The organism is Arthrobacter sp. SlRoot2-15 (assembly GCF_059739345.1).
The window spans coordinates 1,884,289-1,904,099 of sequence record NZ_AP046058.1 but is presented as its reverse complement, the minus strand read 5'-3'; the positions used below and the strand labels follow the sequence as shown (position 1 = coordinate 1,904,099).

At 68.4% G+C, this 19,811-nt stretch carries 21 protein-coding genes and 1 pseudogene; 6 read left to right on the top strand and 16 right to left on the bottom strand.

Annotation, left to right across the window (positions count from 1 at the left end):
• Nucleotides 1-68: 68 nt before the first annotated feature.
• Nucleotides 69-662 carry a hypothetical protein gene (locus AC6I9V_RS08670; protein WP_497899095.1) on the bottom strand — a complete coding sequence of 198 codons (594 nt, stop codon included), beginning with the start codon at nt 660-662 and terminating at the stop codon, nt 69-71.
• Nucleotides 663-697: 35 nt separating this feature from the next.
• Entirely contained in the window at nt 698-2,050 is a 1,353-nt protein-coding gene (locus tag AC6I9V_RS08665; RefSeq protein ID WP_497899094.1) for an MATE family efflux transporter, read from the bottom strand.
• A 145-nt stretch (nt 2,051-2,195) separates the two neighbouring features.
• Between AC6I9V_RS08665 and AC6I9V_RS08660 the strand changes: the two genes are divergently transcribed.
• Both AC6I9V_RS08660 and AC6I9V_RS08655 read left to right on the top strand, forming a co-directional pair.
• On the top strand, nt 2,196-2,630 hold the full coding sequence (locus AC6I9V_RS08660; protein ID WP_349412716.1) for a DoxX family protein: 435 nt from the start codon (nt 2,196-2,198) through the stop codon (nt 2,628-2,630).
• Nucleotides 2,631-2,802: 172 nt separating this feature from the next.
• Complete coding sequence (locus AC6I9V_RS08655) at nt 2,803-3,762, top strand: acyl-CoA thioesterase (RefSeq protein WP_497899093.1); 960 nt, start codon at nt 2,803-2,805, stop codon at nt 3,760-3,762.
• On the opposite strand, the gene dnaB is transcribed toward AC6I9V_RS08655, so the two are convergent.
• Nucleotides 3,759-5,144: a replicative DNA helicase gene (gene dnaB, locus AC6I9V_RS08650; protein ID WP_349412713.1), complete on the bottom strand. Its 1,386-nt coding sequence runs from the start codon at nt 5,142-5,144 to the stop codon at nt 3,759-3,761. The genes AC6I9V_RS08655 and dnaB overlap by 4 nt on opposite strands.
• 639 nt (nt 5,145-5,783) lie before the next feature.
• Here dnaB and AC6I9V_RS08645 point away from each other — a divergent pair.
• Entirely contained in the window at nt 5,784-6,206 is a 423-nt protein-coding gene (locus AC6I9V_RS08645; RefSeq protein WP_497899092.1) for a hypothetical protein, read from the top strand.
• A 3-nt stretch (nt 6,207-6,209) separates the two neighbouring features.
• The gene (locus AC6I9V_RS08640) at nt 6,210-6,785 is read left to right on the top strand and encodes a hypothetical protein (protein WP_497899091.1); all 576 of its coding nucleotides are present in this window, start codon (nt 6,210-6,212) and stop codon (nt 6,783-6,785) included.
• Between the two features lie 22 nt (nt 6,786-6,807).
• Here AC6I9V_RS08640 and AC6I9V_RS08635 read toward each other — a convergent pair whose 3' ends face one another.
• From AC6I9V_RS08635 to AC6I9V_RS08625, 3 genes are all read right to left on the bottom strand, one after another.
• Complete coding sequence (locus tag AC6I9V_RS08635) at nt 6,808-7,182, bottom strand: TFIIB-type zinc ribbon-containing protein (RefSeq protein WP_497899090.1); 375 nt, start codon at nt 7,180-7,182, stop codon at nt 6,808-6,810.
• Nucleotides 7,183-7,256: 74 nt separating this feature from the next.
• Nucleotides 7,257-7,883, bottom strand: coding sequence for an FMN reductase (locus AC6I9V_RS08630; RefSeq protein WP_497899089.1), 627 nt, complete (start codon nt 7,881-7,883; stop codon nt 7,257-7,259).
• Nucleotides 7,884-7,987: 104 nt separating this feature from the next.
• Nucleotides 7,988-8,836 carry a PhzF family phenazine biosynthesis protein gene (locus AC6I9V_RS08625; protein WP_497900284.1) on the bottom strand — a complete coding sequence of 283 codons (849 nt, stop codon included), beginning with the start codon at nt 8,834-8,836 and terminating at the stop codon, nt 7,988-7,990.
• A gap of 88 nt (nt 8,837-8,924) precedes the next feature.
• Between AC6I9V_RS08625 and AC6I9V_RS08620 the strand changes: the two are divergent.
• Nucleotides 8,925-9,346: pseudogene (locus AC6I9V_RS08620) on the top strand (DUF1801 domain-containing protein).
• 94 nt (nt 9,347-9,440) lie between these two features.
• Here AC6I9V_RS08620 and rplI read toward each other — a convergent pair.
• The 4 genes from rplI to rpsF all read right to left on the bottom strand — a co-directional run bounded on the left by rplI (nt 9,441) and on the right by rpsF (nt 11,210).
• A complete protein-coding gene (rplI, locus tag AC6I9V_RS08615; protein ID WP_056736830.1) occupies nt 9,441-9,893 on the bottom strand; it encodes a 50S ribosomal protein L9 in 453 nt (150 codons plus the stop codon).
• Between the two features lie 17 nt (nt 9,894-9,910).
• Nucleotides 9,911-10,150: a 30S ribosomal protein S18 gene (gene rpsR / locus AC6I9V_RS08610; RefSeq protein ID WP_003800144.1), complete on the bottom strand. Its 240-nt coding sequence runs from the start codon at nt 10,148-10,150 to the stop codon at nt 9,911-9,913.
• 125 nt (nt 10,151-10,275) lie between these two features.
• Nucleotides 10,276-10,851, bottom strand: coding sequence for a single-stranded DNA-binding protein (locus AC6I9V_RS08605; RefSeq protein WP_349412705.1), 576 nt, complete (start codon nt 10,849-10,851; stop codon nt 10,276-10,278).
• Nucleotides 10,852-10,904: 53 nt separating this feature from the next.
• Entirely contained in the window at nt 10,905-11,210 is a 306-nt protein-coding gene (gene rpsF / locus AC6I9V_RS08600; RefSeq protein WP_056736825.1) for a 30S ribosomal protein S6, read from the bottom strand.
• A 249-nt stretch (nt 11,211-11,459) separates the two neighbouring features.
• Between rpsF and AC6I9V_RS08595 the strand changes: the two genes are divergently transcribed.
• Nucleotides 11,460-12,149: a DUF1345 domain-containing protein gene (locus AC6I9V_RS08595; protein WP_497899088.1), complete on the top strand. Its 690-nt coding sequence runs from the start codon at nt 11,460-11,462 to the stop codon at nt 12,147-12,149.
• On the opposite strand, the gene AC6I9V_RS08590 is transcribed toward AC6I9V_RS08595, so the two are convergent.
• The 6 genes from AC6I9V_RS08590 to AC6I9V_RS08565 form a co-directional block, all read right to left on the bottom strand.
• The gene (locus tag AC6I9V_RS08590; RefSeq protein WP_497899087.1) at nt 12,146-13,486 is read right to left on the bottom strand and encodes a M18 family aminopeptidase; all 1,341 of its coding nucleotides are present in this window, start codon (nt 13,484-13,486) and stop codon (nt 12,146-12,148) included. The two genes, AC6I9V_RS08595 and AC6I9V_RS08590, sit on opposite strands and share 4 nt — an antisense overlap.
• Nucleotides 13,487-13,508: 22 nt before the next feature.
• Nucleotides 13,509-14,399 carry an intradiol ring-cleavage dioxygenase gene (locus AC6I9V_RS08585; RefSeq protein ID WP_497899086.1) on the bottom strand — a complete coding sequence of 297 codons (891 nt, stop codon included), beginning with the start codon at nt 14,397-14,399 and terminating at the stop codon, nt 13,509-13,511.
• Between the two features lie 176 nt (nt 14,400-14,575).
• A complete protein-coding gene (locus AC6I9V_RS08580; protein WP_497899085.1) occupies nt 14,576-16,006 on the bottom strand; it encodes an amino acid permease in 1,431 nt (476 codons plus the stop codon).
• Between the two features lie 307 nt (nt 16,007-16,313).
• Entirely contained in the window at nt 16,314-17,216 is a 903-nt protein-coding gene (locus tag AC6I9V_RS08575; protein WP_497899084.1) for an ABC-2 transporter permease, read from the bottom strand.
• A 3-nt stretch (nt 17,217-17,219) separates the two neighbouring features.
• On the bottom strand, nt 17,220-18,164 hold the full coding sequence (locus AC6I9V_RS08570; protein WP_497899083.1) for an ABC transporter ATP-binding protein: 945 nt from the start codon (nt 18,162-18,164) through the stop codon (nt 17,220-17,222).
• 126 nt (nt 18,165-18,290) lie between these two features.
• Nucleotides 18,291-19,793 (bottom strand): bifunctional phosphatase PAP2/diacylglycerol kinase family protein, encoded by a 1,503-nt coding sequence (locus tag AC6I9V_RS08565; RefSeq protein WP_497899082.1) that lies wholly within the window; start codon nt 19,791-19,793, stop codon nt 18,291-18,293.
• Nucleotides 19,794-19,811: the final 18 nt, after the last annotated feature.

Sequence of the window (19,811 nt, the reverse complement as noted above, 5' to 3'; positions counted from 1 at the left end):
GCCAGCGCCGGGCAGGCGTGGCAGTCGTGATACCGCGATTGTTCTACGCAGGGTAGAACCTGTCCCCTCTAGTTTACGGCCTCCGCGGAAACCCCCCGCGCATCATGCCGGAGGGTCAGCCCCGCCAGGGTCCACAGCACGCCGCCAATGATCGCGCCGCCGCCGGCAACACCCAGCAGCGCGTGCGGGCCGAGGTCGATGAAGAAGGGCAGCGCCACCGCGGTGCCGAGGCCGATCACGCCGGAGGCGATCCAGTCGCGCGCCAGCACGGAACGGCGGCGGGTGGCCAGGCCAAGGTAGAGTTCAGCGGCACCGGCGAGCCCCAGGCCGAGGGCGCCGACCGTGCCGAAGACGAGGCTTCCGGGGAGCAGCCCGACGGCGGCACCGGTCCCCGTGAGCACGGCGCCGGCAGCGGCCAGGGTCTTGGCGGCGGTTGCACCGTGCGGCAGGCCGGTTTTTTTGACGCTCCAGATGAGCACTACCCCGCTGGCCAGCAGGTAGAGTCCGCCCGCCCAGCCCATTCCGGCGACGGAGGGGGCCGCCCAGAACACCGTGACGGCGCCGAACACCAGCGCGACGGCGGCCCGGACCAGCACGGGTTTCCACAGGTCAGCGGCAGCGGTCAGGGCAGTGGCGGTGCGGGGGGATACGGGGAGAGTCACCCGTCCAGTTTAGGGGCTGCCGCGTCCCGGCCGCGTCAGTGTGCGCCGAGCCGCATCCAGCGGTCGGTGCGGGCCCGCAGCCCCAGTGTGAGGGCGCGGGCCAGCATGTAGCCGAGCGAGAAGGCGGCCCAGAGCCAGGGCAGCGCGGTCGCCCCGTCGGGGGCAAAGAGCCGGACCGCCAGCAGCAGCGGCAGATAGGCGGCCAGATTCACGACGCCGGCGATCGCCAGATACCGCGCATCGCCCGCGCCGATCAGCACCCCGTCCAGGACAAACACGTAGCCGGCGAGCGGCTGGCCCGCGGCCAGGACCCAGAGGGCGAGCGTGAGGGTGGACCGGACGCCGTCGTCGGGGGTGAACAAGAGCCCGGCCCACGGCGCGGCGGCGGCGAGCAGGACCCCGGTCAGCGCGCCGAAACCGAGGCCCCAGCGGACCATGGTGCCGGTGAGCTCCCGGGCGGCGGCGGCGCGGGAGGCCCCGAGTTCCTTGCCGATGAGGGCCTGGGCGGCAATGGCGAGGGCGTCGAGGGCGAATGCGAGGAAGGTGAAGATGGTCATCGCCAGCTGGTGCGCGGCCAGGTTGGCCGGGCCTTGGGCGGTGGCCACCAGCACGGTGGCCAGGATGGCGATGCGCAGGCTGAGCGTCCGCAGCATCAGCCAGGAGCCCACCCTGGCCAGCGCCCGGATCCCGCGCCAGTCCGGGCGCAGGGACACCCCGTGGGCGCGGGCGTTGCGCTGGACCATCACAACATAGGCCAGCGCCATGCCCCATTGGGCAATGCTGGTGCCCAGCGCCGAACCGGTGACCGAGAGCTGGAGGCCGTAGACCAGGACAAGGTTCAGCGCGATGTTGGCGGTGAAGCCTGCGGCGGCCACGGCCAGCGGGGTCCGGGTGTCCTGCAGGCCCCGCAGCACGCCGGTGCCGGCAAAGACCAGCAGCATCGCCACCAGGCCGGGCATGGAGAAGCGCAGGTAGTCCACGGCATAGGTGCGCACCTCGCCGCGGCCGCCCATCAGGTCCAGCAGCGGCTCGGCGGCCAGGAATCCGGCCGCGGCCAGGACGAGCCCGAGCAGCAGCGCGAGCCAGACGCCGTCGCGGCCGGCCGCCAGCGCCCTGGGCAGCTGTCCGTTGCCGACCGCCCGCGCCACGGCCGGAGTTGTGGAGTAGGCCAGGAACACCATGAGTCCGACCGCGGTATGCAAAACCGCCGAGGCCAGCCCCACGCCGGCGAGCTGGGCGACCCCCAGGTGCCCCACAATGGCGGAGTCCGCCAGCAGGAACAGCGGCTCCGCGACCAGCGCCCCGAAGGCGGGAACGGCAAGGCGGAGGATTTCACGCCGGCGGGCCGGGGGCGGAAGCGTAACGGGACTCGGGGCTGACGCGGGCACGGAACCACCCTAGCGGTCCCGCCCGGCCCGCGGGCGTCGCCCGGCGTCGCATTAGTTGACTTTTCAACCAATGACCTCAATCATGGAAGTTGAATCTTCAAGTAAAAGGCGCAGCCCCCGCCTTCAGATCCCAGAACGGTATGCCATGAACCAGCCCACACTCACCACTACGGCCCGCACGATCCTGCGCATCGTTACCGGCTTCCTGTTTGCCGCCCACGGCTGGCAGAAATTCAACGAATTCACCATTGCCGGCACCCAGGCCGCCTTTGCGCAGATGGGTGTCCCGGCCGCCAACCTCGTCGCCCCGGTAATCGCCACCCTCGAGCTCGTCGGCGGCGTCGCCCTGATCCTCGGCGTGCTGACCCGCGTCTTTGCCGTGCTGCTCGCCGTCGACATGCTGGGCGCCCTGTTCCTGGTACATGCCCCGGCGGGAATATTCGCCGCCGCGGGCGGCTACGAACTGGTGCTGATCCTGGCTGCCGCGGCCCTGGCCGTGGCCCTCGTCGGCGCCGGCAAGGTCTCCGTGGACCAGGCCCTCTTCGGCCGCAGCGGCTCCCGGCTCAGCGCCCTGGCCTAGCAGCGGCTCCCCCGGTACGTCCGACGGCGGGCGGTCACCCCACGGTGGCCGCCCGCCGCCGTGCCTGGCGGCTTTTGGCGGGTTTGTGTGGGGGGCCTTGTGTGGCGGCCGGCGCCCCGAATGTGTCAACGGGCCGCGGGCGGCAAAGCCGCCGGTCAGTACACTCACTTCCATGAGTGAGACTTCCGCCAACGCCGTCACCCTGCGCTTCCTCGCCGCCCCCACGGACGTCGGCCACAGCGGCTCGGTGGACGCCGGGACGGTGCTGGAGTGGGTGGACAAGGCGGCCTACGCCGCCGCCGTCGGCTGGGCGAAGTCCTACTGCGTGACCGCCTATGTGGGCAACATCCACTTTGCGGATCCGGTCAACAGCGGCGACATGGTGGAGGTCACGGCCACCATCGTCTACACCGGCCGGTCCTCCATGCACATTCGGACGGTGGTCTCCTCCGGCGACCCAAAGGGCGGGCCGGCCACCATGCGCAGCCAGTGCATGGTGATCTTCGTGGCGGTGGGCGAGGACGGCAAACCTATCCCGGTCCCGCAGTTTGAACCGTCCACACCGGAGGAAATCGAGCAGCGCGACCACGCCCTGGCGCGGATCAAGGTCCGTGAGGACATCGTCCAGGCCATGAGCGGGCAGGAATACACCGACGCCGGGACCGCCGAACGCGTCACGCTGCGGTTTATGGCCGCCCCCACGGATGTGAACTGGGGCGGCAAGGTCCACGGCGGCATCGTGATGAAGTGGATCGACGAAGCCGCCTACGTCTGCGCCTCGCGCTACTGCGGCAAGGACACGGTGGCGGTCTTCTCAGGCGGCGTGCGGTTCTACCGCCCTCTGCTGATCGGCCACCTCGTGGAGGTGGAGGCCCGGCTGGTCTACACCGGGACGAAGGGCATGCACATTGCCGTCCACGTCCGCTCCGGTGACCCCAAGGGCCACGAACTGAACCTCACCACGTACTGCCTGACGGTGATGGTGGCGCGCGACGAGACCGGTACGTCAGTTCCGGTTCCGCAGTGGGTTCCGGTGTCCGAGGAGGACCGGCGGCTGCACGCCCACGCCCGTGAACTGCTGGAGATCAGGGGCCGGGCGCCCGGAAACCGGCTGCCTAACCACCTGCTCTAGAAGCCTCCGCCGCCGCCGGCGTCGCCCGCCATGTTGGCAAAGCGGGAGTAGTGGCCCTGGAAGGCCACCACAATGTCCTTGGTGGGGCCGTTACGGTGCTTGGCGATCAGGATGTCCGCCTCGCCGGCGCGCGGGGACTCCTTGTCGTAGACGTCTTCGCGGTGCAGCAGGATGACCATGTCGGCGTCCTGCTCGATCGAGCCGGATTCACGGAGGTCCGAGACCATGGGGCGCTTGTCCTGGCGCTGCTCCGAGCCACGGTTCAGCTGAGACAGCGCGATCACGGGTACCTGGAGCTCCTTGGCGAGCAGCTTCAGCGCACGCGAGAACTCCGAGACTTCCTGCTGGCGGGATTCGACCTTCTTGCCCGAGCTCATCAGCTGCAGGTAGTCGAGGATGACCAACTTGAGGTCGTGCTGCTGCTTCAGCCGGCGGCACTTGGCCCGGATCTCCATCAGCGACATGTTGGGGCTGTCATCGATGAACAGCGGCGCATCGTTCATCCGGCCCATGGTGGTGGCGATCTTGGACCACTGCTCGTCCTTGATGGTGCCCTTGCGCAGATCCTGCAGGCCGATCGTTGCCTCCGCCGAGAGCAGGCGCATGGCGATCTCATTCCGGCCCATTTCCAGGGAGAACATCACGGTGGCGAGGTTATTCTTGATGGCCGCGGAGCGGGCGAAGTCCAGCGCGAAGGTGGACTTACCGACGGCGGGGCGCGCGGCGATCACGATCATCTGGCCCGGGTGCAGGCCGTGGGTCAGTTCGTCGAGTTCATAGAACCCGGTGGGGACGCCCACCATGCCCTCGCCACGGTGCCCGGACGCCTCGATCTCATCGACCGTGGATTCCATCACGTCCTTGAGCACAACGTAGTCTTCGGCGGTGCGGCGCTCGGCCACGGCGTAGACCTCGGCCTGGGCCTGGTTGACCAGATCCTCCACCTCGCCGTCCTGGCCGTATCCCAGCTGGACGATTTTGGTTCCGGCATTGACCAGGCGGCGGAGGACGGCCCGTTCGGCCACGATCTCGGCGTAGTAGCCCGCGTTGGCCGCGGTGGGAACGGTCTGGATCAGCTCGTGGAGGTAGGCCGGGCCGCCGATCCGGTTGATTTCGCCCCTTTTGGTCAGCTCGTCCGAGACGGTGACGGCGTCGGCAGGCTCGCCGCGGCCGTAGAGGTCGATGATGGCCTCGTAGATGGTCTCGTGTGCCGGGCGGTAGAAGTCCTGGCCGCGCAGGATTTCCACAACGTCCGCGATGGCATCCTTGGACAACATCATGCCGCCCAGCACGGACTGCTCCGCCGGGATGTCCTGCGGCGGCTTGCGGCTGCCTTCGGCCCCCCGGGTGCCCTCGACCGAGTCCAGATGCGTAACTGACAAAACTGCCGTCCTTCATTGTGTTCCGGCGGGGTCGCGTTCCCTGCCGGCGGATAAGCCATGTGTTGTGGTGCCTGGGTTGCGGCAAATGGTGCCACGCGCCTGCAGGCACCCGCCGGTTAATTCGTATCAGCACGCACCGACAGTCTGTGCTGCCCCGCAGGACTGGCGCCGGTCAGGTCTCGCCGGACGGTTCCGTCGGTGGGGCCGGGCCGCGCGGCGGGACCGGAGGCAGGTGCCCCGCGGCCGGACACCCGCAACGTTAGCCCCCGATCGGGCAGGCTCCAACCCGGCTTCCCGGCTCTCCTGTGGATAAGCTGTGGACTAGTGGCCCCTGCTTGTGCACAGCCTGTGGGAACAACTGTGGATAGAAGAATTGTTTGCCGCTCTATAGGCCCCTGACCTGCGGAAATACCACTTTTCCCTTGTGGACGAAAAAGAAATTTGCCACCTCTTCATCCACAGCCCGCACCGCGGCGGCTGGGGATAGCACCCGCGAGGCCGGGCCACACAACAGCCCAAATATGCGAATTTTGTGATGCTTGTCACGGATTTGCGGCCTCATTGAAGTCCCAGGCGGCGGCGTGTATGCGAAACCCGGAATGTGCTGTGGATAACTGCCAACTGGCATAAGCTGTGGCCATGGGCGACGTCTTGATAGTCATACTGCCTGCCCTCATCCTCGCGGGCATCCTGTGGGCAGTGGCCGCGGCACTTAAACCGCGCAACCTCGGCATCTCCGACGCCGAGCGCTACCAGCTCGAACTGGCGATGCGTTCCCGCGCCCACTACGAGGCCCAGGTTAAGGCGGCCCTGGCCGCGCGGGCCCGCGTGGATGCTTCAACCCGTCCGAGCCAGAACGAACAGCAGCATTCGCAGCAGCAGGAGCACGCCCGCGCAGCTCTGGGTGGGGCCGTGCTGCCCGGCGGCCAGCTCAGCCCCCAGTTCACCCTTCAGCTGCAGTCCCTTGCCCGCTCCGGGCACAAACTGCAGGCGATCAAGTTGTTGCGCCAGGCCACCCACTCAGACCTCTTGACCGCCAAGAATTACATAGATCGGCTGTAGTCCATGGAAGCCCTGCTCGTCCCCCTCCTGATCCTCGTGCTCGCGGGCGTCGCCGTCGTATTGGCCGCGCGCGCCCTGGGGCGCCGCCGCCCGGCCGCCCGGCCGGACGAGTCCCCGAAGCCCATCCGCAATTCGGCGGAACTCGCCCGCACCGCCGCGGCCAAGCTGGACCAGGAACAGCACCGCCGGCTGTACGCCCTGATTGCCCAGGGCCAGGCCATGGCGGCCATCAAGCTCTACCTGGAAGCCACCGGCGAGGGCCTGCGCGCCTCCCGGGACGCGGTGGGGGCCCTGGCCGCCCACCCGCAGCCGTACCGGCCCCGCGAGGCCCCCCGGCAGCCTGCGCACGACGACGACGAGGACGCGCCGCAGCGCTTCCCCTACCGGTACCGCGCAATCGCCAGCAAGGGCGAGGTCACCCGCGAGGTCAGCAGCAACATGCTCAACGACGAGATCTACGGCCGCATCCGCACGCTGGCCAGGAGCGGCGACACCGAGGGTGCGGCGGCCGCGCTGACCCGGCATTCGGACATCTCCCTCAAGCAGGCGCGCGAGTTCATCGCCCTGCTCGAGGAATGACCGGCGCGGCGACGGGCCGCGCCTAGAAGTCGAACAGGTCCCCCAGCCAGCCTTCCTTCTTCTTGGGCCGGCGGCGGTCGTCATAGCGCGGCTGGTCATACCTTGGCCGGTCGCGGCGCTCATCGTGGCGCCGGTCGTCGAAGCGCCGGTCGTCCGGGCGGCGGTCATCCCGGCGCGGGTCCAGGTTGTAGAGCGGCGGCGGAATGTGTCCCGGCGGGGCCGGCGCCGGGGCGGGAGCGGCCGGGGCGGACGGCGCCAGGCCCTCCGCCGCGCGGTCGATGATCTTGTCGAGCTCGCCGCGGTCCAGCCACACGCCGCGGCATTGCGGGCAGTAATCAATCTCCACGCCGCTTCGTTCGCTCATTACCAGGTCTACGGAATCCACAGGACATTTCATGTCCCGCACAACGAACCGGCCGCCGAATAAGTTCAGCCACGCCCGGTCGGGCGGGCCGGCCGCCGGGAGCCGCGCTAGTTGCCGCCGGAGATCCCCGCGAGGAGCTGCTCGAACGGCAAGGACTCAAGCGCTGCCTGGCGCGGCCGCGGCTGGGCGCCGTCGAGCAGGGCGGCGAACTCCCCCGCCGCCCGCTCAATCCTGGCCGAAAGCGGCGATCCGCCCTCGCCCGTTGTACCCCAGTCCTGGGGGCCGGCGAAGACGCCGGTGGCAGCGGTCCGGGTGCGCAGGTAGCTGAACAACGGGCGCATGGCGTAGTCCAGCACCATCTGGTGCCGGTCGGTTCCGCCGGTGGCGCCCAGCAGCACCGCCTTGCCGTCCAGGGACTTAGGGTCCAGCACGTCGATGAACGACTTGAACAGACCGCTGTAGGAGGCGCTGAAGACCGGGCTGACGGCGATGATGCCGTCGGAGGCCTCAACGCCGGCAATCACCTCGGCGAGGCGCGGCGCGGCGTAGCCGGTCACGAAGTTGTTGGCGATCTCGACTGCCAGATCCCGCAGTTCGACGACGTCGACCGTTACGGCATAGCCCGCGCCGGTTAGCTGGCGTTCGGCCGCGGCCGCCAGCTGGTCCGCCAGCAGGCGGGACGACGAGGGGACGCCAAGACCGGCGGAGAGAACGGTGATACGGCGGGTTTCCACGGTGTGCTCCTAGTTCGAATCCAGTTCAGCAACGCTATTACATGCGTTTGCATCTACCTATAGAAGCGGTGGCATCACCCGTTTATTCCCCTCCCCGGGCCCGGTCAGAGCAGGACGAACCCCTCGATGCAGCTGACCGAGCTGCCCCCGACCCAGATGTCGTCACCCAGCGCGTCGACGTGGACCCGGCCGGCCCGGCCCAGCACCGTTCCCTGCGCCGCGAGGTACGACTCGGGGGCGCGTCCGCTGCCGATCAGCCACTGCGCGGCCCCGGCGTTGAAGCTGCCGGTGACGGGGTCCTCCGCGGCCGCGTCCCCGGGAATAAACGTCCGCACCTCGAAGTCGACGGCGGATCCTCCCGGGTGCGGGCCGATCACCCCCACCTTGAGCCCCTCCATCGCGGCGTAGTCCGGCCTGACGGCCAGCACCTGCTCGGCGGACTCGAGCAGCACGCCAATCCATTGCGGGCCGTTGACCAGCCACGAGGCGTCCAGCATTGCTTCCCGGGGCAGCCCGAGCCCGGCGGCGACATGGACCAGGTCCTGCTCGGCCACGGCACCCGTCCGGGTCAGCGGCGGGGCCGCGAAGGCCAGCCGGGCGCCGTCGCGCTTTACCCTGACCAGCCCGGCCGCGCATTCCTGGACCAGGATGCCGTCCCTGCCGGGGACGCCGCCGGCTTCGAGCCACGCGTGCGCCGAGCCCAGGGTGGGGTGGCCGGCAAAGGGAAATTCCTCGCTGCCCGTGAAGATCCGGACCCGGTAGTTGGCCTCCGGCTGCGTCGGCGGGAGCAGGAAGGTGGTCTCGGAGAGGTTGGTCCAGTTGGCGAACTGCTGCATGGTCCCGCCGTCGAGGCCCTCAGCGTCGACGACGACGGCCAGCGGGTTGCCCCGATAGGGCACGTCGGTGAACACATCCACCTGGGCGAAGGGGCGGAGACGGGGCGCTGCAGGCATGGCGTTCACCGCAGCAGGCTACCACCGGCGGCGGCCGGGGCGGAGGGCGCGGCTGACAGCAACGGACCGCATCTGCGAGACTGCCCGCATGGCAGAAAACAAGACCCAGGCAACCGGCGCGTCCGTGGAGGAGTTCCTCGCCGCCGTCGAACACCCGGTGCGGCGCAGCGACGGCTTTCGCCTGCTGGCGCTGATGTCCGACATCACGGGGAACCGGCTCAAATGTGGGGTCCGACGATTGTGGGCTTCGGCCGCTGCCACTACAAGTACGCCAGCGGCAGGGAGGGCGACGCCGCTGCCGTCGGGTTCTCCCCCAGGAAATCCAGCCTTTCGCTCTACGGCCTCACGTACGGGCCCCAGGCCGCCCAACTGCTCGGCGGCCTGGGCAAGCACAAGACCGGCGCCGGCTGCCTGTACATCAACAAGCTCGACGACGTCGACGACGCCGTGCTGGCGGAACTGATCCGGCTCGGCTACCGGCATGTCACCACGGAGCTGCACCACGGCTGACTCCGCGATGGCGTTAAAGCAGAAGGCCCCCGCGTCCGGTTCCCAAGGGAATCCGGAAGCGGGGGCCTTCCAGCAGTTCAGTCAGTCAAAGAGACTACTTGCCTGCGACTACGTCGAGCTCGATCACAGCGGAGACGTCGTCGTGCAGACGGACGTTGGCCTGGTAGGAACCGGTCGACTTGATGTGAGCCGGCAGTTCAACCTTGCGCTTGTCGATGCGGCCAAGGCCAGCGGCCTCAACAGCGTCGGCCACGTCGCCCTGCTTGACGGTGCCGAACAGGCGTCCGGTCTCGCCAGCCTTGACAACGAGCTTGACCGGCTTGGCCTGCAGTGCAGCGGCCTGCTTCTGAGCGTCTTCCAGGGAAGCGTGCTCGCGGGCGGCACGGGCAGCCTTGATGGACTCAACCTGCTTCTCGCCACCCTTGGACCAGGTCAGGGCGAAGTTGCGGGGCAGCAGGTAGTTACGTGCGTAACCGTCCTTGACCTCGACAACGTCGCCAGCAGCACCGAGACCGGTTACTTCGTGGGTCAGAATGAGCTTTGCCATGTTAGTTAATCCCTTCCTTAGCCGCGGCCAGCGCCGGAGTAAGGCAGCAGAGCAACTTCGCGGGCGTTCTTGATTGCCTGGGCGATCTTGCGCTGTTCCTGCACCGTGACGCCAGTGACGCGACGGGCGCGGATCTTTCCGCGGTCGGAGATGAACTTGCGCAGCAATGCTACGTCCTTGTAGTCGATGACAGTGATGTCAGCGGCCTTCAAGGGGTTGGACTTTGGTTTGGGCTTACGGAGTTCAGCCTTAGCCATCGTGGAGCTCCTATTCTAGGGAGCCCGTGGATATTGATCCACGGGATGGTGGTGGTCCGCGGCGGTCGTCGCGCCGCTGCCATGCGGCAGCGTCGCGGGTCCCGACGTCGGACCTTAGATGTTGTTTAGAAGGGAGGTTCGGAATCCGGGCCGTTGCCCCAGCCGCCGCCTGCATTGCTGACCCCGGGCGTGGCCCAGGGATCATCCTGCTGCGCGGGCTGGTTGCCGCCCCAGCTTCCGCCGGAGTTGCCGCCGCCCTGGTTTCCACCAGAGTTGCCACCGAAACCGCCGCTGTTGCCGCCGCCGAAGCCGCCCTGGCCACCCTGACCGCCGGAGCGCTGGGTGCGGTTGACCTTGGCGTTGGCGTAGCGCAGGCTGGGGCCGATCTCGTCGACCTCAAGCTCGATAACGGTGCGCTTCTCGCCTTCCTTGGTTTCGTAGGAACGGCTCTTCAGGCGGCCGGAAACGATCACGCGCATGCCCTTGGTGAGGGACTCGGCGACGTTTTCGGCTGCTTCGCGCCATACCGACGCGCGGAGGAACAGGGTTTCCCCGTCCTTCCACTCATTGGACTGGCGGTCGAAGGTGCGGGGAGTAGACGCGATGGTGAAGTTCGCTACTGCCGAACCGGACGGTGTGAACCTCAGTTCGGGGTCATTGGTGAGATTACCGATGACCGTAATAGTGGTTTCGCCTGCCATCTACTGCCTCCTTGTTCGTTCCTGCGGGGTTAAAGATTGAGGGGTGGAGCTGATTACTCAGCAACAACCTTCTGCTCTTCGGGGCGGGTGATCTTGGTGCGCATGATGGTCTCATTGAGACTCAGCTGGCGGTCAAGTTCCTTGGCGGTAGCCGGCTCAGCGGTGAAGTTCACCACGGCGTAGATACCTTCGGACTTCTTCTGGATTTCGTAAGCCAGTCGACGACGGCCCCAGATGTCAACCTTTTCGATGGTTCCACCATCGTTGGTGATGACGTTCAGGAACTTCTGAAGCGACGGCTCAACGGTACGCTCTTCGACCTCGGGGTCGATGATTACCATCAATTCGTAAGGACGCATATGTGAACCCACCTCCTTTGGGCTAAGCGGTTACGGCATTTCCGTAACAGGAGGTTCATTTGCGGTACCAGTGCGGTGCATCGCCCCCGGAACGGAGGCAGGGCGCAGCACAGACTTCAATAGCTTAGTGCATCCGGGCGGGTTTCGGCGATTTCTTATTCCGCCACCGTAAGCCCCGCCGCGCCCGCGGCGGAAGCGCCCCGCCCGGCATGTGGATAACCCCCCGGGCGCGTGTGCCATGATCGGGGCATGAGTACTGGTTCGCCCTCCCGTTCAACGGCAACGACGATCCACCGCAGCCGGCTGCGCTTCGCCGTGATGGTGCTGGCCGGGCTGCTGGCTGCCGGCGCGTCGGGGCTGGCCGGGCGCTGGGTGGAGGCCCCGGCGGTGGGCTGGAGCAGCGCCGCGCTGACCTATGTGGTCTGGGTGTGGATCGTGATCGGCCCGCTGGACGCCGCCGGCACCGAGGCCCACGCGACCTCGGAGGATCCATCCCGCAGCGTCACGGACCTGATGATCCTGGCCGCCAACGTCGCCAGCCTCGCGGCCGTGGCCGCCGTCGTGCTCGATTCGCACAGCAGCAACGACGGCGGATCGCGGCTGGGCGGCGGCCTGCTGGCCCTCGCGTCCGTCGCGCTGGCCTGGATGCTGGTGCAGACGCTTTTCACCGTCCGGTACGCCGGGCTCTACTACAGCACCGCGCCCAAGGCGGGGTCCGCGGTGGGCGGCATCGACTTCAACCAGGACGAACCGCCGCAGTACACCGACTTCGCCTACCTTGCCACCAGCCTGGGGATGACCTACCAGGTGTCGGACACCGCCCTGAAAAACCACGCGATCCGCGCCGAGGCCCTCAAGCACAGCCTGCTGTCCTACCTGTTCGGCACCGTCATCCTGGCCGCCACCATCAACCTCGTGATCGGCCTCGCCGGCTCCTAGGACGCCGCCGGGGCCGGACGGGCCGCGGTACGGAAGAACAGTTCGGTCACGGCAGCGAGCCGGTGCGGGTCCTCGACGCCGCACAGCTCGCGGGCCGAGTGCATCGACAGCAGTGGCACGCCGACGTCGACCGTCCGGATCCCTAGCCGGGTGGCGGTGAGCGGGCCGATCGTCGAGCCGCAGGGCATCACGTTGTTGGAGACGAACTCCTGGTACGGGATTCCGGCGCCGGCGCAGAGCCCGGCCCAGAGCGCCGCACCGGCCGCGTCCGTGGCGTAGCGCTGGTTGGCGTTGATCTTCAGCAGCGGCCCGCCGTTCAGGACGGGCCGGTTGGCCGGATCGTGGCGCTCCGGATAGTTGGGGTGCACGGCGTGCCCGGCGTCGGCGGAGACGCAGAACGACGCCGCGAACGCCTGCCGGCGCTGGCTCGCGGTGGCACCGAGCCCGTCGGAGATGCGGACCAGGATGTCTTCCAGGACGGGCCCGCAGGCACCGGAGCGGGAGGCGGAGCCGATTTCCTCGTGGTCGAACGCGGCAAGCACGGCGATCGGGCCCTGCGGCGGCACCGGGGCGGAGGCGTGCGCGATGAGGGCGGCAAGCCCGGCGTGCGTGGCGGAGAGGTTGTCCAGCCGTCCGGACGCGAAGAACTCCCCGTGGGCACCGAAGACGGCCGGGGCCTGGGTGTCCGCGATGACGATGTCGTAGCCGCCGACCTGCGCCGCGTCGACGTCCGCGCCGGCAACCCGGTCCGCGAGCAGGGCCAGGAGGTCCGCGCCGGCGGGGTCGCCGAGGCCGAAGACCGGGTTCATGTGCTGCTGCTTGTCCAGGGCCAGGCCCTCGTTCACGGCGCGGTCCAGGTGGATGGCCAGCTGGGGGAAGCGCAGCAGCGGCCCGGTGGCGGTCAGGTGCTCGGTGCCGTCCAGCATGACCAGCCGCCCGGCGAGCTGCAGTTCGCGGTCCAGCCAGGAGTTCAGCAGCGGGCCGCCGTAGACCTCGACGCCGGCCTGCAGCCAGCCGAACTTGCCGGTGGTGGCCTTGGGCTTCAGCTTGAAGGAGGGCGAATCGGTGTGCGCGCCCAGGATGTTGAAGCCGGTGGCGGGTCCGGCACCCGTCGGCGTCACCCAGGCGATGAGGGCGCCGTCGCGGATCACGTAGAACTTGCCGGCGCCGGCACTGCCGCCGCTGCCGTCCCACGGCTGCAACTCGTCGAGGCCCGTGAACCCCGCCGCATCCAGCCGCCGGGCGGCCTCGTGGACGGCGTGGAAGCTCGACGGCGACGCGCTGACGTACGCGCCGAGGTCCCGGATGTGGTCTGCGGCAGTGCTGGAAGAAGGCATGGCTCCGAGTCTAGCGCCGCCGCTACACGGTGACGTTGAGTCCTGCGGTGTACCCGCCGGCGGCCGAACCGGCCATCGTCGCCAGCTGGTAGATCCCGCCGTCGTTGCCGAACACGTTGTCTGACTTGAGTGTGGTCCGCGGGAAGTTGCGGGCACTGGACTCGTAGCCGGCCGAGGCATAGACGTCCCTGCAGGCGGCATCGGTCAGGGCGATTTGCGAGACGGCGAGGATCTGCCCGGCGGAGGTGGCGTTGCCCATGGATTCGAAGACTTCGAAGTGGATGTGCGGCCAGCGTCCGCTGTAGGCGCCCGGGAAGATGGTGGTGAAGGTGACCTGCCCGTTCGCGTCCGCCTCCTGGACGCCGCGGAGATAGTTCTCGTTTTTCAGCCCGGCGTCGTACATCGAGTACTTCCCGTCCTTGTCGCAATGCCAGGCGTAGACGGCGGCTCCGGCCAGCGGGGCGCAGCCCTGGGCGTTGTCGAGCAGGGTGAGCGTCACGGTCAGCGGCACGCCGGCGGCCTTGGTGGAGGTGGTCCCGAAGCTGGCCGTGATGTCCTTTCGGACCACCCCGGAGGCGGCCAGGGCGTTGGGTCCGTTGGAGCCGTCGCCGGGGAACGGCCCGGCCGTTTCCTGCGGGATTTCGACGCCGCATTCGGCGATGGCGCGGGTCAGGGTGGGGGAGGCAGAGGCGGTGGCCGCCGTCGTCGGACCCGCCGTCGTGGCGGCAGCGCTCGTTGCGGCGGCGGACGGGGTGGCTCCGGAGGAGGAGCCGCCGGGGGTGCAGGCAGCGAGGGCCGCGGCGGTGCCGGCGCCAAGGAACATGCCCAGCGAGCGGCGGCTCATCAGCGTGCCGAGGTCGAATTCCAGGCCGCGGTCGTGGTTGGGGTGCGGGGGCGGGGTCGGGGTGTCCATGCCCCCATGCAACCGCGCCGGGCTGTGCCGTGGCTAGGGCGCTGCTGTGGCCGCCCTGTGGCCGCAGTCCACCGGACATGCCCTCCCGCGGCGTCCACCGATGGGCATATGGGCAATATGTCCATCGGTGACCGCCGGCGTTGAGCATGTCCGGTGGCGGGGCACGTCGGGGAAAGCTACGACGCCGGGCCGACGCCGGCGGCGGCTTGCTCACTGGGGGCCTCGGCGGCGGGCTGGCCCGTCCGCTCCTCAGTGGCAGCGCCGTGCTTGCGGTAGCGCCACAGTCCGATTCCGACCACGACGGCGGCCAGGGCGAGGGAGAGCAGCAGCGATTCCCGGGTGGACTCGAGCGCCACCATGCCCACCAGCAGGGCGACGATGCTGATGATCGCCACCCAGGTCAGGTACGGGAAAAGCCACATCTTCAGCTCCAGTTCCTTAGCTGCGGCGCCCATCCGGCGGCGCAGGATCAACTGGGAAACGGAAATGACCAGCCAGACGAACAAGGCAATGGCACCCGAGGTGTTGACCAGGAACAGGAAGACGGTGTCCGGGGCGATGTAGTTCAGGCCCACGGTGATAAAGCCGACCACGGTGGAGGCGAGCACGGCCCCGGCCGGGACGCCGCGCTTGGAAATCCGCATCCAGGACCGGGGCGCGTCGCCGCGGCGGGAGAGCGAGAAGAGCATGCGGCTGGCGGTGTAGAGGCCCGAGTTGAGGCAGGAGAGCACGGAGGTCAGCACCACGATGTCCATGATGGTTCCGGCGCCGGGGATGCCGAAGAGTTCGATCACGGCGACGTAGGGGCTCTTCGCCACGGAAGCCGAGTTCCACGGCAGAAGGGTCACGACGATGGCGATCGAGCCGATGTAGAAGACCAGGATGCGCCAGACCGTGGACTTGACGGCCTTTTTGACGGCGTCGACCGGGTTCTCGGATTCGCCGGCGGCGATGGTGGCGATTTCGGCGCCGAAGAAGGAGAAGACGACCACCAGGATGCCGGCCAGTACGGCGCCGGGTCCGTTCGGCATAAAGTCGCCCTTGCCGGTCAGGTTGTCCAGGCCCGGGGCCGGAACGCCGGGGATCAGGCCGAGGATGGCGGCGGCGCCGAAGAGCAGGAACAGCACAATGGCGGCGACCTTGATGGAGGCGAACCAGAACTCGAACTCCCCGTAGGACTTCACCGAACCGAGGTTGGTCAGGGTCAGGAGCACCATAAGGATCAACGCCCAGACCCACTGGTCGATGCCGGGGACCCAACGGTGCATGATGGCCGCTCCCGCCGTGGCCTCGATGCCGAGCACGATGATCCAGAACCAGGCATAGAGCCAGCCGATGCTGAAACCAGCCCAGCGGCCCAGGGCCTTGTCCGCGTAGGTCGAGAAGGACCCGGTTTCCGGGTTCGCCGCTGCCATTTCGCCGAGCATCCGCATGACCAGGATGACGACGAGACCGGCGGCAAGGTAGGCGACAAGGATGCCGGGGCCGGCCTGCTGGATCGCGGCGCCGGAGCCGACGAAGAGCCCGGCACCGATGACGCCGGCGATGGCGATCATGGACAGATGCCGGGGTTTCAGGGATTTGGAGAGTTGCTGGTCAGCCTGCATGAAGCGCCGTCCTTCGTGGGTGGTGTCGGTCCGTGCCCCGCGCCAAGCGATGCCCGGGACGGATGTGCGGTGGACCACAGTGTCGTTTCACCCTAGACGGCAATGGAATGGCGATGTTCTGTGCAAGCCCACAGATTACGCCGCCTGTTTTGGGGCGGATCTCCAGTGAGAGGGCGTACGGGGCAAAGCCTGATGCCTCACAGGCAATTTTGAAATGTGCCGGAAACCACTGCCCGGCCTGCCCGTTGGGGTGCCGGGCAGGCCGCGGCCAAACCGGCAGCGGCCTGCCCGGACCGGGCCAATGCGGCTAGACGTCCCGCTTCTTGAGCAGGAACCCGGCCAGCACCAACGGGATCACCACCCACGCGCCCAACACGAGGGCCGCCTGCCAGGCTTCGAGGGTGTCCGGGAGGTGCTCGGCGGCAGTCATCGGGGCCAGCGTGTTGTCCGGGATGAACTTGCGCAGTTCCTTGACGAAGTCGCCCTGGATGATCTGCAGCGCAATCGGGAGCACGAAGAAGATGCCCACAAGGCTCATGATGCCGCCGGCGGAGTTGCGCAGCAGTGCGCCCAGGGCCAGGCCAATAGCAGCGACGGCGGCCACGTAGGCGCTGTTGATCAGCAGGGTCCGGTAGTACTGGCCGCTGGAGACGTCGAGGGTGTGGCCGTACTGGTCGAGGATCGGTACCGCCGCCAGGCCGGCGAGGTAGAGCGAGAGGGCGGTGACAAGGAAGGCGGCGACGGTGACGACGAGGAGCTTGGCAACGAAGGCCGGAATCCGCTTGGGCACGGCCATAAACGTTGACCGGGCCATTCCCGTGGTGAATTCAGAACTGATGATCAGCACGGCCAGCGAACCGAGGATCAGTTGGGCAAACGAGATGCCCGCGCTTGGCGCCGCGGCGGCTATGTCGCCCTGGGCGGCCAATGCGGCGGAGCGCCGCGGGTTGTCGCCGGAGGCCTGCAGGGCCTGGCCGATTCCCCAGGCCGCCAGGGCGCCGACGCCCACAATGACGACGATCGTTGCACCCAGCAGGATCAGGGTGGACAGCAGGGTGCGGAACTTGATGACTTCGGAGTTGAGCACCCGCAAGAAACTGGGGCCCGGGCCGGTGCTGAGGCCCTCGCCGGCCCGGTTGCCGGCCTGGTTCGCAGCGCCGGAGTGCGCCCCGCGGCGGGACGGGGTGGGTTCGAGTGTGGTCGAGCTCATGGCTTAGTGGCCTCCGGCCTGGGCGGGGGCGCTGGCGCCCGTGGTGATCAGCGAGTGGTATTCGACCTCATCCTTGGTCAGCTCCATGTAGGCCTCCTCAAGGCTGGCCTGGAGCGGGGTGAGTTCGTAGATCATGACCTGGTTCTCGAGCGCGGTGCGGGCGATGAGGCGCGGCTCCAGCCCCGTGACCTCCAGGAGTTCGTTGTCCTGGATCTCCACGGAGACGCCGGTTCCGGCCAGGAGGCGCACCAGCTGGTCCGGCTGGTCGGTACGGACCCGGGTGCGGTTGTGCCCCTTGCCGTTGACGATCTCCTGGATCGGTGCGTCGGCGATGATCCTGCCGCGGCCGATCACAATCAGGTGGTCCGCGGTGACGGCCATTTCGCTCATCAGGTGGCTGGACAGGAACACGGTGCGGCCCTCGGAGGCCAGGTATTTGACCAGGTTGCGGACCCAGACCACGCCTTCCGGGTCGAGTCCGTTGACGGGCTCGTCCAGGATGACGGTCTGCGGGTCCCCGAGCAGCGCTGCGGCGATCCCCAGCCGCTGGCCCATGCCGAGCGAGAAGCCGCCGACTTTTTTCTTGGCCACCTCGGCCAGCCCGGTCATTTCAATGACGTCGTGCACGCGCTTTTTGGGGATGCTGTGCGTGGCGGCCATGGCCAGCAGGTGGTTGTACGCCGAGCGGCTGGTGTGGACCGCCTTGGCGTCCAGCAGGGCGCCGACGTCGCGCAGCGGCGCGTGGTGCCGGTTGAAGGGCACCCCGTTGACGGTCACGGAACCCGACGTCGGCCGGTCCAGTCCCATGATCATCCGCATGGTGGTGGACTTGCCGGCGCCGTTGGGGCCCAGGAAACCGGTGACCCGGCCGGCCTCGACAGTGAAATCGACTCCGGCGACGGCGGTTTTTTCGCCGTACACCTTCGTCAGGCCTCGTGCTTCGATCATGGAAGCGTTCCTTTGCGTAGCGTGTGGTTGTGTACGCACCACGCTACCGAGGCCGGGCCGCGAATTCGCCGTTCTCAGGGTTGTTTCAGGGGCGAATCAGGGTCGGCTCCTAGGGACGGCACCCGGTCAGTCGTTCACCTGCGGGGTGTAGTAGACCAGCCCGCCGTGCTTGACCGAGAACTCCACGGCCCGGACCGCGGGCATGACTTCGCCGTCCACCGCCAGCACCATGGTCGAGTCAGCCGGTTCCACCCGGATCCGGCTGGCTTCGCGCAGATGGGTGATCCGCGACGTCGCCACCGTCCCGGTCAGCACGGCCCACAGCAGGCGCAGCCGGGCGAACGATTCGTCCGCGGTGATCATGCGCAGGTCCAGCACGCCGTCGTCGAGCACCGGCCGGACCAGGGGCGCATGGTCGCGCGGGTAGTAGCGTCCCCGGCCCACATAGAGGATCCAGAGCTTGTGCCGCACGCCGTCCACAACCAGGGTGGTGGGGGTGCCCGCAGCGAAGGTCCGGAACATGGCGACGACGCCGGCCAGCGGCTTCCCCAACGCCGGCTGGAGCTGCTCCCGCCGCCGCACGAGGTTGGGGTAGAGGCCGATGCTGGCGGTGTTCAGCATGGTGATCTCAAGCTTTTCGGGGTTCTCCGGCAGCCCCCGTTCCACCGCGACGTGGCCGATGTCGGCCCGCGCCGCCTCCCCGTTGGTGGCGGCGTCGACCGCGATCTGCAGGGTGGGGGTGCCGGCGTCGCGGGCAAAGTGGTTCAGCGTACCGCCGGGCAGCACCAGGAGCGGGACGGAGTGTTCAACGGCCGCCGCGGCGGCGCTGCCCACGGTCCCGTCTCCGCCCCAGACGCCGAGGGCAACGACGCCGGGCCGGGTCGCGACCGCCTCGATTTCTTCCGCCACATCCTTGTCGGGACCGATCTCCTTTATATACGCCTTAGGGAATACTTCTTGTAGGGCGTCGACTGTTTCCTCGGCGTAGGAGCCGCCCAGGGTGTTGACGGCGATGCCGAGCCCCTCGCCGTCGGGCAGCGCCGGGGCCGGCACGGGGGTGCGCTGGACCGCGGGGAACGGTGGGCGCACAGGCCACCACTTCCGCGTCACGAGCGCCGCGCCCGCCCCGATCGCGGAACCGAAGAAGACATCCGAGGGCCAGTGCGCCCCGGTGTGGACGCGGGAGTACGCCACCCCGGCGGCCACCGGCGCCACGGCGGCGCCCAGCGCGGGCCTGACCAGTCCCACCCCGAGGGCGAAGGCCGCGGCCGAGGCGGAGTGCCCCGAGGGCATGGAGGAACTCTTCGGCTGAGGGTGGACGAAGCGGAAGACCGGGAGGTGCTCAGGCAGCGGGCGGGCGCGCGGCAGGAGTGTTTTGAACACGAGGTTGGTGACCGCGGAGGCCACACCCTGCGCCAGCACGCCGTGCAGGGCCGCCCGCCGGGTCCTGCCGGGAAAGAGTGCCATCACGGCCGCGATCCCGAACCAGAGCTTGCCGTTGTTGGCGGCGGAGGAGAGCCGCCGGAAAAAATCGTCGTGGCCACCGCCGGGCAGCCCGGACACAGCCCGGACCAGTTTCCGGTCCAGCGTCTCGAGCCGGCCCGGGGCTTTTCTCAGCATGCTTCGCATTTCCCCAGCCTACTGCCG